Origin of the sequence: Oceanobacillus sp. CFH 90083, from assembly GCF_009389585.1 — a bacterium.
Classification (GTDB): domain Bacteria; phylum Bacillota; class Bacilli; order Bacillales; family Amphibacillaceae; genus Oceanobacillus.
In genome coordinates this window covers 104,954-119,399 of sequence record NZ_VIYG01000010.1, presented here as the reverse complement: position 1 = coordinate 119,399, position 14,446 = coordinate 104,954, and the positions used below count along the sequence as shown (strand labels likewise).

15 protein-coding genes are annotated in these 14,446 nt (G+C 38.4%); 4 read left to right on the top strand and 11 right to left on the bottom strand.

The genetic code is table 11. The features are described 5' to 3' along the window. Positions 1–95: 95 nt before the first annotated feature. The 5 genes from FLK20_RS15410 to FLK20_RS15390 form a co-directional block, all read right to left on the bottom strand. Positions 96–1,706, bottom strand: a complete 1,611-nt coding sequence (locus FLK20_RS15410) for a glutathione ABC transporter substrate-binding protein (RefSeq protein ID WP_152657484.1) — start codon at positions 1,704–1,706, stop codon at positions 96–98. A gap of 285 nt (positions 1,707–1,991) precedes the next feature. Further along, positions 1,992–3,356: a replicative DNA helicase gene (gene dnaB, locus FLK20_RS15405; protein WP_152657483.1), complete on the bottom strand. Its 1,365-nt coding sequence runs from the start codon at positions 3,354–3,356 to the stop codon at positions 1,992–1,994. A gap of 253 nt (positions 3,357–3,609) precedes the next feature. Continuing rightward, the gene (gene rplI / locus FLK20_RS15400; RefSeq protein WP_152657482.1) at positions 3,610–4,056 is read right to left on the bottom strand and encodes a 50S ribosomal protein L9; all 447 of its coding nucleotides are present in this window, start codon (positions 4,054–4,056) and stop codon (positions 3,610–3,612) included. Then, a complete protein-coding gene (locus tag FLK20_RS15395) occupies positions 4,053–6,038 on the bottom strand; it encodes a DHH family phosphoesterase (RefSeq protein WP_152657481.1) in 1,986 nt (661 codons plus the stop codon). Before FLK20_RS15395 ends, rplI begins: the two co-directional genes overlap by 4 nt. A 99-nt stretch (positions 6,039–6,137) precedes the next feature. Then, positions 6,138–7,070 carry a YybS family protein gene (locus FLK20_RS15390; protein WP_152657480.1) on the bottom strand — a complete coding sequence of 311 codons (933 nt, stop codon included), beginning with the start codon at positions 7,068–7,070 and terminating at the stop codon, positions 6,138–6,140. A 497-nt stretch (positions 7,071–7,567) separates the two neighbouring features. On the opposite strand from FLK20_RS15390, the gene FLK20_RS15385 reads away from it, so the two are divergent. The 4 genes from FLK20_RS15385 (at position 7,568) to FLK20_RS15370 (ending at position 10,411) form a co-directional block, all read left to right on the top strand. Beyond that, positions 7,568–8,053 (top strand): DUF1189 family protein, encoded by a 486-nt coding sequence (locus tag FLK20_RS15385; protein WP_152657479.1) that lies wholly within the window; start codon positions 7,568–7,570, stop codon positions 8,051–8,053. Positions 8,054–8,163: 110 nt separating this feature from the next. Continuing rightward, positions 8,164–9,534, top strand: a complete 1,371-nt coding sequence (locus FLK20_RS15380; protein WP_152657478.1) for a CitMHS family transporter — start codon at positions 8,164–8,166, stop codon at positions 9,532–9,534. 222 nt (positions 9,535–9,756) lie between these two features. Further along, complete coding sequence (locus tag FLK20_RS15375; RefSeq protein WP_152657477.1) at positions 9,757–9,954, top strand: BshB3 potential contributor to bacillithiol synthesis; 198 nt, start codon at positions 9,757–9,759, stop codon at positions 9,952–9,954. 52 nt (positions 9,955–10,006) lie between these two features. Further along, complete coding sequence (locus tag FLK20_RS15370; protein ID WP_152657476.1) at positions 10,007–10,411, top strand: PH domain-containing protein; 405 nt, start codon at positions 10,007–10,009, stop codon at positions 10,409–10,411. Between the two features lie 36 nt (positions 10,412–10,447). Here the strand turns inward: FLK20_RS15370 and rpsR are convergent, their stop codons facing one another. The 6 genes from rpsR to FLK20_RS15340 all read right to left on the bottom strand — a co-directional run bounded on the left by rpsR (position 10,448) and on the right by FLK20_RS15340 (position 14,372). Then, complete coding sequence (rpsR, locus tag FLK20_RS15365; RefSeq protein ID WP_040977734.1) at positions 10,448–10,678, bottom strand: 30S ribosomal protein S18; 231 nt, start codon at positions 10,676–10,678, stop codon at positions 10,448–10,450. A 42-nt stretch (positions 10,679–10,720) separates the two neighbouring features. Further along, a complete protein-coding gene (gene ssb / locus FLK20_RS15360) occupies positions 10,721–11,245 on the bottom strand; it encodes a single-stranded DNA-binding protein (protein ID WP_152657475.1) in 525 nt (174 codons plus the stop codon). A 15-nt stretch (positions 11,246–11,260) separates the two neighbouring features. Beyond that, a complete protein-coding gene (gene rpsF / locus FLK20_RS15355) occupies positions 11,261–11,548 on the bottom strand; it encodes a 30S ribosomal protein S6 (protein WP_152657474.1) in 288 nt (95 codons plus the stop codon). A gap of 228 nt (positions 11,549–11,776) precedes the next feature. Then, positions 11,777–12,877, bottom strand: coding sequence for a redox-regulated ATPase YchF (ychF, locus tag FLK20_RS15350; protein WP_152657473.1), 1,101 nt, complete (start codon positions 12,875–12,877; stop codon positions 11,777–11,779). Between the two features lie 194 nt (positions 12,878–13,071). Further along, complete coding sequence (locus tag FLK20_RS15345; RefSeq protein ID WP_152657472.1) at positions 13,072–13,266, bottom strand: DUF951 domain-containing protein; 195 nt, start codon at positions 13,264–13,266, stop codon at positions 13,072–13,074. A 206-nt stretch (positions 13,267–13,472) separates the two neighbouring features. Next, positions 13,473–14,372 carry a mechanosensitive ion channel family protein gene (locus FLK20_RS15340; RefSeq protein WP_152657471.1) on the bottom strand — a complete coding sequence of 300 codons (900 nt, stop codon included), beginning with the start codon at positions 14,370–14,372 and terminating at the stop codon, positions 13,473–13,475. Positions 14,373–14,446 lie beyond the last annotated feature (74 nt).

Genomic DNA, 14,446 nt, shown 5'->3' with positions numbered 1-14,446 from the left:
ACTCGCCGATTATCATTCGAGGACTTTGGAACATCCTCTTCAACACAAGAAAAGAAGTGCCTGTTAAAAGACACCTCTTCCTATACATCTGCTTATTATTGAATCGTTACGTCTTTCAACTGATATAACCCTGATGGATCTGACCAGAAGCCTTCAACAGTATTATGATAGCCCATAATACGATCCGGGTGATACAGGAAGGCCATTGGTGATTGTTCATTTAGATAATTTGCCGCTTCTACATATAAATCCAGACGAGTATCTTCATCCTGCTCGATTCGGGCTTCATGCAGCATTTCATCAAATGTTTCATCCCTCATCATAGTACGGTTTCCCGGAGGGCCGGCGTTATCAGAATGAAACAGCATATGCATCGGGTAATCCGCATCATGTGTTCCAAGAGACAATCCAAGAATAAACATCTCATGCTCTCCATTACCGGTACGTTCTAGATAAGTTCCCCATTCTAGTTCCTGAATCTCAACATCAACACCAATATCGGCTAATAAAGATTGTGCATACGTTGCTATATCAATACGCTCTTGCGAATCATTTGTCCAAATGGTTGTTGAAAAGCCATCTTCATACCCTGCTTCAGCTAATAATTCTTTGGCAGCCTCCGGATCAAATTCAATGGCATCAATATCATCACGATAACCAAAGTTTGTGTCATTGACCGGCCCCTTGGCAATCACTCCAGCGCCATCCAGAATTCCGTCTACCATTTCTTCTCTATTCAGTGCCATGGAAATTGCTCTGCGCACTCTTTCATCCGTAAACGGCTCTTTTTCGACATTAAATCCCAGGTAAGTGATTGATGCTCCATCGCGGATATAAATATTTGCTTCACTGCTATTTTCCAATTGCTCAATATTGTTTGAGATAAGCGGATCAACAATATGTGCCTGTCCAGATTCTACTTCAGCAACTCTTGTTAACGTTTCAGGCACTACTTTAAACGTAACAGTATCTACCTTTGCACCCTCGCCCCAATAATCGGTATTATTTGTAAGAACGATTTCTGAGCCGGGATCCCAGCTTTCAAATTCAAACATCCCTGTTCCCACCGGGTTTTCGGAAATGTACGCACCATACTCATTTCCAGCCTCTGCATTCTCATAATCCGCTTCAATTGCTTCAGGGCTGACCATGCTCGATGCATAGTGAGCAAAATGAGATGGGAGCGGTGCAAATGGAGAAGATGTAATAAATTGCACTGTATAATCATCGATTACTTTTACCTCATCAATAATTTCAAATAACACTTTTCTTGGTGATGCAACTTCATCATCCAAAATACGTTCCACATTCATCTTGACAACTTCTGCATTGAATTCAGAACCATCTTGAAAGGTGATACCCTCTCTTAATTTAAACTCCCATACATCCTCTGCAATATCTTCCCAGCTCTCAGCCAGAAGACCTTCCAGCTCTAAATCTTCATCGAATTTAGTTAACGTTTCATAGATATTAATATTTACATTTCCTGATGGGACATCATTTGCAATATGAGGGTCGAGATATACGGCATCTGATCCCGCAGCAATGATTAAGTCACCGCCCTCATTTCCAGCTGCTTCTGTATCACCGCTTGTACTTTCTTCTGCATCTGCATCCATTTCACCTTCATCTGGCTCACTTGCACAAGCAACAAGCATGATCATCAATACGAAAAGCAAACCTAACTTCCATAAGCTATTCTTCATTCTATTCCCCCTATGTTATAAAATATTTATTTAAAAGTTTGAATATTCAAACTTTTAAATCTTTTTTCACAGATCTTCTGTGAACTCTGGCTTATCTATGTATTTTGTAATAAGTACAATCCTAAGTGTAAACTAAAGAACCTATTTTGTCATCATTTTATGAAAATTTTTAATAAAAATTAGTTGAATTAGAAAAAAATTCAAAATGATTTCCTAATATAAAAAAGATATGATTCTCATTATCAAATGGAAAATCATATCTTTTTAGAAAAGCACTCAGGTTCTCTACATCGCCGGCGGGATATCTCCTTCCCCGTAGCGATGATCGAGATCTACGAATTTATTATATTCTTTTACAAAGGCAAGCTCTACAGTACCAGTTGGACCATTACGTTGTTTAGCGATAATAATCTCAATAATATTTTCTTTCTCTGTCTCCTTATCATAATAATCATCACGATATAAGAAGCCTACAATATCCGCATCCTGCTCAATACTTCCTGATTCACGGATATCTGACATCATTGGCCGCTTATCCTGTCTGGATTCTACTCCACGGGACAGCTGGGATAAGGCAATCAGCGGTACTTCCAGTTCACGGGCTAACCCCTTTAAAGCACGGGAAATCTCCGAGACCTCCTGCTGACGGTTTTCCTTCGAGCTGCCGCTGCCCTGGATAAGCTGCAAGTAATCAATCAGAATCATGCCTAGCCCGTGCTCCTGCTTCAAACGACGGCATTTGGAGCGAATTTCATTGACACGCACCCCTGGCGTATCATCAATATAAATCCCTGCATTCGACAGCGATCCCATCGCCATCGTGAGTTTACTCCAATCATCTGCTTGCAGCTGCCCGTTTCTAAGGCGCTGTGCATCAATATTCCCCTCTGCACACAGCATACGCTGAACCAGCTGATCCGCTCCCATCTCCAGACTGAAAATCGCTACATTTTCATCTGTCTTCACCGCTACATTTTGAGCTACGTTTAACGCAAAGGCTGTTTTCCCCACAGAAGGACGGGCGGCAATAATGATTAAATCATTTCGCTGAAAGCCTGATGTAATCCGGTCCAAATCCATAAAACCGGTTGGCACACCTGTTACATCACCTTTTTGCTGATGAAGCTGCTCAATATTATCATATACATCAATTAAGACGTCTTTTATATTTTTGAAAGCTCCCGAATTTTTACGCCCGGAAACCTCCAGGATGCTTTTCTCTGCATCGTTTAAAACATCCTCCACCTCATCTTCTTTTTCAAAAGATGCGGTCACAATATCTGTTGCCTTCCGAATTAAGCTACGCAGGGTTGATTTTTCTTCTACAATTCTGCTGTAATACTCCACATTAGCTGCAGTTGGCACACTTTCTGCCAGCTCTGTTAAGTAAGATACACCGCCTACTTCTCCCAGCTGCTTCCGGTCGTTTAAAAACGTGGTAACCGTCACAACATCAATTGGTTCCCCACGTTCAGACAAGGTCATCATCGCTGTAAAGATAAGCTGATGACTCGCGCGGTAGAAATCTTCTGGAATCAATATTTCCGAAGCCTGAACAAATGCTGTCGGCTCTAAGAACACAGCACCTAAAACGGATTGCTCTGCTTCTAAATTATGCGGTGGTGTACGATCACTGAAAGATGCACTCATCTTATTATCCCCATCTCTGTTTTTATGATAAAGAAAACTTGGCAGGCCGAGCCTGAAAAGCATAGGATTGCCTTCTTTATGCTTTCATCGACTAAGTACGGTCACAATGTCGATATCAGGACAATCGTGTCCGCCGTACTTTATTTCTTAAATTTTTTATACAAAAGTGGAAAAAAAGAAACCGGCGCACTTTCTCCCTGTGCCAATTTCTTTTTCTGCCCTCTTTTGTTTCATTGCTTTACCTTTAAATTCATTATTTTTCTTTCACATGAACCTTCACAGATCCAGACACTTCCGGATGCAATTTAACCGGAACATTTGTATATCCCAAAGCACGGATCGGCTCATCTAATTCTAATTTTCGCTTATCAATTTTATAACCATGCTGCTTATTTAATCCTTCTGAAATCTGTTTACTTGTAATCGACCCAAACAAACGGCCATTTTCCCCAGATTTTGCTTCCAGCTCAACGGTTAAATCAGCTAATTTATCTTTTAATTTAATTGCATTTTCTTTTTCTTCTATTTCTAATTTATTTTGTTTTTTCTTTTTCGCATCAAGTGCTTTCAGATTTCCGGAAGTAGCTTCTTCTGCCAGATTATTTTTTAACAGGTAATTACGAGCATAGCCGTCGGGAACATTTTTTACTTCGCCTTTCTTTGCTTTCCCTTTTACATCTTTTAAGAAAATAACTTTCATTCTGAATCTCTCCCTTTTTTATACTCCAGCTCATCAATAATTTCAACAAGCATCTCTTCTACTTGATCGATATTTTTGCCGGCGATTTGCGTAGCTGCATTAGTCAAATGTCCGCCGCCATTCATTTTCTCCATGATGACCTGGACATTAACATCGCCAAGTGATCTGGCACTAATGCCCACTCTGCCATCCGATCTTTCCGAAATAACAAATGATGCGGAAATGCCTTCCATTGTCAGCAAGGTATCTGCGGCTTGGGCTATCAGCACCGGGCTGTATGCTTTTCCACTTGGTGCTTTCGCAATCGCAATATGATTATTATATATTTGTGTTCTTTCAATAATATGACTGCGCTCGACGAATACATCTAAGTCTTCTTTGAGCAGTCTCTGAACCAATACAGTATCTGCACCTTGTGATCTGAGATAAGATGCCGCATCAAACGTCCTGGAGCCTGTACGCAGTGTAAAGCTTTTCGTATCAACGATAATTCCAGCTAACAGCGCTGTTGCCTCCAATACTTTCAGCTTGGTTCCTTTCGGCTGATACTCCAATAGCTCTGTTACCAGTTCTGCTGTAGACGATGCATAAGGCTCCATGTAAACAAGCGTCGGATTATCAATGAACTCCTCAGCCCGGCGATGATGATCAATAACAATTTTATAATCGGTATAGTTTAATAAGCTTTCTACTGCAACCATATTTGGCTTATGGGTATCAACAATAATTAATAAACTCTGCTGGTCTATCATCAGTTCTTCGGCTTCATCCGGGCTGATAAATTGCTCCCAGAGCTCCTCATCTTCACGAATATGATTCATCAGCTTGGAAACACCGGACTCTACTTCATTTTCATCAAATACAATATAGCCGGAAACATCATTTGTTTTAGCAATATTTAAAACACCAATAGCTGCACCAATCGCATCCATATCCGGTGATTTATGCCCCATAATAATCACATTATCACTGGCACGGACCAGCTCTTTTAATGCATGAGAAATCACTCGGGCTCTTACACGGGTACGTTTTTCCATTGGATTCGTCTTTCCGCCATAAAAGCGTACTTTTCCATTTTCATCCTTAATAGCAACCTGGTCACCGCCGCGGCCTAAAGCTAAATCTAAACTGGACTGTGCCACTTCACCTATCTCCGGCAGTGTCATGTTTCCAACGCCGACGCCAATACTTAATGTGACTGGATTACTCTCAGATCCTTCCATTTCCCGGACTTCATCTAAAATAGAGAATTTTACTTTTTCCAGTTCCTCCAGAATTTCTATATTTCCAACAGCTAAGAATCTTTCCTGTGACGTTCGCTTCAAATAAAGCCCATAATGGCTGGACCAGTTATTCAGAACCGCCGTTACTTGAGAATTTAATTGACTCTTGGCTGTATCATCCATATTTTGCGTGATTTCCTCGTAGTTATCTAAAAAGATAATGGCCAGTACTGTCTGTTCATTATGATAGCGATCCTTCAGATGCTGATGCTCTGTACGATCAAGGAAATAGAGCAGTTTTTCTTCCTTTTTAATCACACACAGGAACGTATAATCTCCTATTTTCACCCATATCTCATCTCTATTTTCAATAATCATCGGAATTAAATCTTCAGATAAATTATTAAGAGATTCACCTATAATCGTGTCTTTGCTTGTTTTAAATTGGTTCATAAACGGATTAGACCATTCTATTTGATAATTCTCATTGAATAGAACGATTCCAAAAGGCATCTCTAATAAAGCCTCCGAACCAACTTTTTTGACACGATGAGAAATGGTCGATATATATTCTTCCGCTTCATCCAGAAGCACTCTTTCCGTTCGAATACTATAATAAAATGAAGCAGCGAAGACAACTGTCATTATTAAGCCAACTATCCATTGATAGTACCACACACATAGAAGCAGCAAAAAAGTAAGGATATAAATCAGCCATACATGCTTGCTCAATGTTGGTCTATTCTCTAAATCTGGCACGGCATTCAGCTCCTTCAAACTCCAACAGTCTTTCTTTATAAGAGGATGTGCAAAAAGTCCAATAAAAATGACACAGCAAACTTCTTCCTTTTCTTATTCTTATTTCAACCGACCTCTTAATCGAAAACCTATATCAATTATACCTAAGATTCGGATGAAATAAAGAAGAAATCCAGGAAAAATTATTGTTGTGATAACAATTAAGATCGGGACTATTTTTGCGATTTTCTTGATATGCGCAAAATAAAAAATAAATGAAAATCCTTGCAATACCAAAGCAATTCCAACAATCATCAGTAAATTCTGCGCTCCAAATGCCATCGTACTTCCTTCTTCAAAACCAATCACAGAAAGAACTAATGCCAACAGGTAAATCCAAATAATGGCATTTGGAAATTGTAATTCACGCAATGGAGGAAAGGATAATTTTTCTTTTTCTATCCGGTTTAATAATTTATAGCTGATCCATTGCGTGAGAAACGCGATAATAAAAGCAAACACAACCATAAAGGTAGGAATTAATTGCTGTAATAAGTTAGTTTGCGTCTCTTGCAGCGCTTCAATATCTTCTCCGCTCAGTGATGGGCTGACACTTTCTATCATAGATGCACTCATCCTGACAGATTCTTCTACCATATTTTCATATTCAGCCATTATATTAACACCTAATAGTGTTTGAATAAAGACAAAAGACAGAAGCCCGCCAAGGATAAACCCAAATGTCCCTTGAGCCAGTGTTTCATACGCTGTATTCTTTTTATAGATTGCATATCCGATGAAAATACCGCCTGCTGCTGCCATTAATACAATTGGCAATATCATCACAGACATCAGCAATGTAGAAATAATAGCAACAGCCAATGTCATAACAAGACCTGCCTTTACTCCATGCCGCTTCACATAAAAAATAAAAGGAACAGGTAATACAAAGGCTGTAAGCAAACTAAGTATCGGAAATAAAGAAGCTATCAATATAACGATAGAAATAGCGATCATTAATGCTCCTTCTGTCACTTTTCTCGATTGGTTCATATACTGCACCTCGTTCTAGCAAAATAAATAGTTATATCTTCACCAAAATAAATTTATTTTGGTGAAAACTTCTCTCTGCTTATGAGAAAGATTGTCAAAAAAAGAAATTGACTGCTTTCTTCCTCACTTATCTGCAATCATTTTATTGTCTTCAGACAACCATTGTTCATTCAACACATATTTTATAATGATAACATGAATTTAACAGAATGGCTTGTATTGCATCTTGTTCATAGTATAAATTTTTATTTTCCCAAGAACTATCCACCTCTTCAGCAGAATACGTGCTGCAATTACCCCTCTGAACATTGGCAGGATGTGATAGAATTTGATATTATTTCCCGGGAAATTTGTCGAATAGTGTTATTTTCTTTCCCATATAAAAGCAGATTCCTTTATAATAATAGTGTTGCCAACAGAAAGCGGATTAAATCACATCATTCATTATATGATAATGAAGAGACTTTCCCCCCACTTTTAAATAAAGGATGAAAAAAATGAACTTTATCAAGATACTAAAAGAAAGCTTGTTTCTGCCACAAAAGAAAGCAATGTTTCAAATCAATCGAATAGAGATGGATAAAATCATGATTTATCTATTTATCTTATTTACGATCGCATCATTACCTGAGCTCATGTTCCGTTTAACAAACTGGACTGGTTTAGGAGGAGAGATGAACATTATTTTTCAGCTTATCTATTTCTTTATGTTCTATTATTTAATATTAGCCATTCTATTGCTGGGAGTTATTTCACTTATTGCTTATTTGGGCAGAGGGGTTGTTCATCTGGCAAATCGAAAGCTCTCCTATGGAACACTATGGAAATTAACGGCTTGTTCGATCACCATCCCTACAGCAGTATTTACCTTGACTTCATTCATTTGGCCAATTCCAGATTGGTTTTTAGGTATCTTTTTTATTTATCCTTTGTTACTATTGATAAGGATGGTTTTCTTATACCCGCAAAAGAGAACTCGCTAACTGATCCATGCAAAAGAAATGATTGAAATTCACTTATAAACGTTTTATAGTAGTAATATGCAATTTTTTAAAAGTTTTGTAAAGCGTTTACAAAAGAAAAGAGGTTTATTATGGAAGACATTTCTGTTTGGCTCACGATTGTTGGGCTGCTTATTATCTTTTCCATTGTCGGATTACTTATTTCCAATAAAATCAGTCCGATTGTCGGAATGACGATTATTCCAATTATAGGTGCATTTATAGCCGGATTTAATTTCGGGGAATTATCAGAATTTTTAGCAGCCGGCTCGCAGCAAGTAATGGGCGTTGTGATTATGTTTATTTTTGCCATTGTCTACTTTGGCATTATGCAAGACAGCGGTTTATTCAATCCCTTCATCCGCTTTATGATTTTAGTAACAAAGGGAAATGTCATAGTTGTAGCTATAGCGACAGCAGTTATTGGTATGATTGCACAGCTCGATGGAGCAGGAGCATCTACTTTTCTTCTCTGTATCCCGGCATTGCTTCCTTTGTATAAAGAACTACATATGAGTCGTTATTTACTATTATTATTAGTTGCTCTAAGTGCTGGTGTTATTAATATGATTCCTTGGGGAGGGCCAGCTGCACGGGCAGCAACAGTGATAGAGATGGATCTAATTGAATTTTACTTACCGCTTATTCCTGTACAGGCAATCGGTGCCGGGCTTATCCTGACACTCGCTGTAATTCTTGGTATTCGTGAAAAGAAAAGAATCAGTAAACGAGCTGCTGCAGGTGAGATTACATTAAATGAAAATATCAATATTCTGGCTATTGCTGATAACTTTACAAAGAGACAGAATGAAGAGATGGCACAAGCGAAAGAACAGCCAAGAGATGTAGCGTGGAGAAATTGGGCAAACCTTGTTCTTACCGTTCTCGTATTAGGAACAATGATGGCTGGTTTGCTGGCACCTCAGTACGCATTTATGATTGGGGTTGCTATTGCCCTTCCGTTAAACTATAAAGGCGTTGATAACCAAATGAATCGCGTCAAAGTTCACGCTCCGAATGCCTTAATGATGGCTGCAGTTATCCTGTCTGCCGGGGTATTCCTGGGTGTCCTGAATGAATCAGGGATGCTTGAACAGATTGCATTAGCGGCCGTAGCAATTATGCCAGCCTTTGTTATTCCGTTTATTCATCTGATTGTTGGTGTGCTGGGAGTTCCTTTAGACTTATTAACCAGTACAGATGCTTATTATTTTGCATTGCTGCCAATCGTTGACCAGATTGCCAGCACACAGGATATTGCATCTGTATCAACAGCTTATTCTATGATGATTGGAAATATTATCGGTACATTTGTTAGTCCATTCTCTCCTGCGCTATGGTTAGGGATTGGTCTTGCTTCCGCCAACATGGGTAAGCATATCAAATACTCTTTCTTCTGGCTATGGGGATTCAGTATTATCCTGTTAGGGTTTGCAGTTTTAATTGGTGTTGTTACTATCTAAAATCAAATTGATAGATTCATATACGCTCTTCAAGTGTAGATAAGTTCCCTATGCTTGAAGAGTGTTTTTTATTAAGAATAAGGATGTTTGAAATTTGTCAAAGTTCCTATCATTATTCTGTGATAGCCTTAGTATATGACTGAGAAGGCGGAGAACCCTGCAAAAATAGACAGCTTTATTTCCAAGTCAGCACGTATGATCTATCAAGGAGGTGAACGGATTTTGAATATGCTGCATATCCTGATCATCATTGTTATTATCGTCTGTATGATAGCGTTAGCGGGTACGATTTTGGTTACTAAACGATTAGATGATAATTATGAACAAAAGAAAAGTTTTTCAAGCCTTTCCTATATCTACTTTATCGGCTTGCCTGTGATTATTTTAGCTGCTGTATTGATATGGCGGGCTCTTATTTAAAAGGAAAACTTACGCAAATATCGCTTAGTTTTTTTATAGAGGAGTTTTTTTCATGGTTTTTAAATCAAAAATGGATGTTTGGATAGGTATTTTCTTAATACCGAGTATATTGTTTCTCTTATTTTTATTTATCCGCTCTATCCTTCTATCAGAAATCATTACGATTATTATTTTATCGTTATTTATTTTTTGGCTCAGCTCTCTTTTGTTTCATACAAAATATATCGTCAATAATCAGCATCTTATTATAAAATCAGGTTTCTGGAAAATATCTATCCCTATCCGAGAGATTCACTTCATTCGCAAAACAAAAAATATCTATTCTGCACCTGCTCTTTCCATACACCGAATAGAAATCAGCTATGGAACATATCGTATTATCTATATTTCTCCAGAGTCCAAGGAGAAGTTTATACAAGTATTGCAAGAGATCAATCCAGATATAAGAACACAATGAAACCCTCAAGTCCATAGGAACTTGAGGGTTCATTAATCAGTCTGCTACGTAAGGCAATAAAGCCATTTGACGAGCACGTTTAATTGCAATTGTCAATTTACGTTGATATTTTGCAGAAGTTCCAGTTACACGACGAGGAAGAATCTTTCCACGTTCAGAAACGAAACGTCTTAGCAAATCTACATCTTTGTAATCGATGTGTGTAATTCCGTTTGCTGTGAAATAACACACCTTACGACGTTTTGCACGTCCGCGACGAGCTGCCATGTGAATACACTCCTTCTTTTTTATATTTGTTTAGGTAATGATTTAAAACGGTAAATCATCATCTGATATATCAATCGGTTCTCCATTATTTTTAAATGGATCTTCCTGATTTTGATTTTGATTAAAGCTTTGGTTTTGATTAAATCCTTGATTTTGATTTGATGAAAATGGATTTTGCTGGTATTGGTTCTGATTATTTTGGTTACTCTGGTAGCCATCAGATTGATACTGTCCTCCGCCTTGAGTCCCTTTCGACTCCAGGAATTGAACGCTATCCGCAACAATTTCTGTTACATAAACCCGTTTGCCATCTTGTCCTTCGAAATTACGTGTTTGAACACGTCCATCTACACCAATCAGGCTTCCTTTTTTCATATAGTTCGCCAGGTTTTCAGCTGGTCTACGCCAAACGACACAGTTTATAAAATCTGCTTCGCGGTCTCCCTGTTGATTTGAAAAAGGTCTGTTAACAGCAATAGTAAAGTTGGCTACTGCCACACCATTTGGAGTATAGCGTAAATCAGGATCCCTCGTTAATCTGCCAACCAATACGACACGATTTAACATCAGAACCACTCCTTATTATTTTTCATCTCGAATTGCCATATGGCGAATAATATCATCGTTGAATTTCGCTAGGCGATCAAACTCATTAACTGCAGCTTCATCACTTTGGAAATTGATAACAACATAATAGCCATCACGATAGTCATTGATTTCGTATGCAAGACGCTTCTTGCCTTTTTCATCAACTTTTTCGATTTCCGCTCCGTTATCAGTAAGGATTTTGTTAAAACGCTCGATTAAAGCCGTTTGTGCTTCCTCTTCGATATCTGGGCGGATGATGTACATAATTTCGTATTTTCTCATCCGTTACACCTCCTTTTGGTCTTAGCGGCCCTCATCTCTCATCATTCCACAATGAATCATAGACATAAGAGCAAGGAATAATTATCTAATTACTCACAATGCAATATTATACCAAATAAATTATGTTATGACAAGTCTTCGAGAGAACCTGATTTATCTTTTTCAATAATTACTGTTAATCAGCTTTTAGCTTGTTTGTATCAGCGATAGTTTGCTTAGAAAATAAGCTTATACATTAAATCGGAAATGAATAACGTCACCGTCTTGAACAATATATTCTTTTCCTTCCAGTCTTACTTTCCCTCTTTCCCTTGCAGTTGCCATATTGCCGGCATCCACTAAATCCTCATAGGATACTGTCTCGGCACGGATAAACCCGCGCTCAAAGTCGGTATGGATAATTCCTGCAGCCTGTGGTGCTTTTATTCCTTGACGGAAAGTCCATGCACGTACTTCCTGTTCACCGGCTGTAAAATAAGTGGCCAGTCCAAGTAAGCTATAAGAAGCCTTAATTAATTTATCTAAGCCTGATTCGGAGATACCTAAGTCCTCCAGAAATTCAACTTTTTCTTCCGGCTCTAATTCTGCTATTTCTTCTTCAATACGCGCACAAACAACAATCACTTCCGCATTTTCATTTGCTGCATATTCTTTTACCTTTTGCACATTTTCATTTGCATCCGGGTCTGCTACTTCATCTTCGCTTACATTTGCTACATATAATGTTGGCTTACTTGTTAACAGATGCAGCCCTTTCACCGTTTTTTCCTGCTCTTCTGTAAACTCCAAAGCACGTACTGGCTGATCATTCTCCAAGCCCTCTTTAATCTTGTTTAATACCTCATACTCTACAAGTGCTTCCTTATCCTTTTGACGTGCCAACTTTTCTACACGCTGGAATCGTTTATTGACAGATTCCAAATCTGCTAAAATCAGCTCCAGATTAATGATTTCAATATCATCAATCGGATCGACCTTTCCAGAAACGTGTGTAATATTCTCATCTTCAAAACAGCGTACCACCTGGCAAATCGCATCTACCTGTCTGATGTGAGATAAGAATTGGTTTCCTAATCCTTCCCCTTTACTGGCGCCTTTTACAATGCCGGCAATATCCGTAAATTCAAATGCAGTCGGGACTGTTTTCTTCGGTTTGACAAGCTCTGTTAATTTATTTAAACGTTCGTCTGGAACTTCCACAATCCCTACATTCGGATCAATCGTAGCAAATGGATAGTTTGCTGCTTCTGCTCCAGCCTGTGTGATTGCATTAAACAATGTAGATTTCCCTACATTGGGAAGACCGACAATTCCTGCTGTTAATGCCATATTACTTTCTTCAACTCCTTAAGGATTCAATTCGTTCATGAACATTTTCGTAACTCCAATTATAGATAGTCCCTGACAAAAAGACAAGCATGAGAAAACGCAAAACAGGTTCCTTATCTAAGCCTGTTTTGCGTTTTCTCCTAAGGAAATATTTATTTTTATCTTCCCAATTCTCATATAAAATCTTTTTTTCACTATTCTTCATGTTTTTCCAAGACTTTTTTTAGCTTCTTGGTAAAATCCCGTCTTGGTATCAGCACACTATGTCCGCAGCCAAGACATTTAATACGGATGTCCATCCCCATACGAATAACTTTCCAACGGTTTTCACCGCATGGATGTGGCTTTTTCATTTGGACAACATCATTCAAACCAAATTCTTTATCCATAACTCCTGCTCCTTTTTTGGCAGTTAAGAAAGTTTAAATTTTCTTACTGCATAAGTGCTACGTTTTTCATGGGGTGAGTAATCGCAACCCAAGAGTTGTCACCTAAAAGCTTGATGACAACCAAGTTTTTTAAATTAATGGTGTCTAGCTCCAGAAATGGGGCCCGGAGCTTTTCTTACATTTATTATAGCAAATTTTAGAAGGATTTATCTGTGATTTTGCTGACGGTCCCGGGTTAATTTCTCAACCTCTTCCTCAGAATAAGTGACAATTCGGGGAGAAGGAATTTTAATGCCAGATTTATATAGCTTATCTTGAATTTCTTTACGTATATTCCGCTCTCCCGCCCATTTGAAGACAGGCTCTGTTTCAGCAATAACACGAACAACAAAATGAGAGACATCCAGGTTTTGAACACCGATAATCTCAGGAACACTTAAAATAAATTCATACTTATCCGGCAGTGTTTCAGCTACTTCCTGAATAATTTGCTCTACCTGAGCAACATCACTTTCATATGGCACATTCACATCTACAACAGCCAGTCCATTTCGGGATGAGTAATTGATAACTTGCGTAATATTTCCATTGGGAACGATGTTCAGCTCACCTGTCCAGGAGACTATTTTTGACGTGCGTAATCCAATTTCTTCAACTGTTCCTTCAATTCCTGCAGTGGAAACATAGTCTCCTACTGAAAATTGATCCTCAAAAATAATAAAGAAGCCTGAGATGATATCACGGACAAGATTCTGTGCCCCAAAACCGATCGCTAAGCCTGCAACACCAGCTCCGGCTAACAGGGGTCCAATTTGAAAGTTAAAGACCTGTAACACCATCACAATCGCCATAAAATAGACTACGTAGGCAACCACACTCTTGATCAATTTTTTCAGCGTATCTTCCCGGCGTTTTGGAATCCTTATCGGTCCATGCTGCCTTTGTACAAATAATTTATCTACTATTTTCCGCACAATACGAACAACCAGCCAAGAAACAAAGATAATCAGAACAATTCGGATTGCTCCCTCTAAAATAGCTAACCAGGGCTCCGGACTGCTCAAATAATCCCATAGCTTGTCTAATTGATTATTTATAAAATTCATACAGTAATAACTCCTTTCACTTTCCATACCAGCATCTTTACAATGGATGCTCAAAAAATATTACCATAATGTAT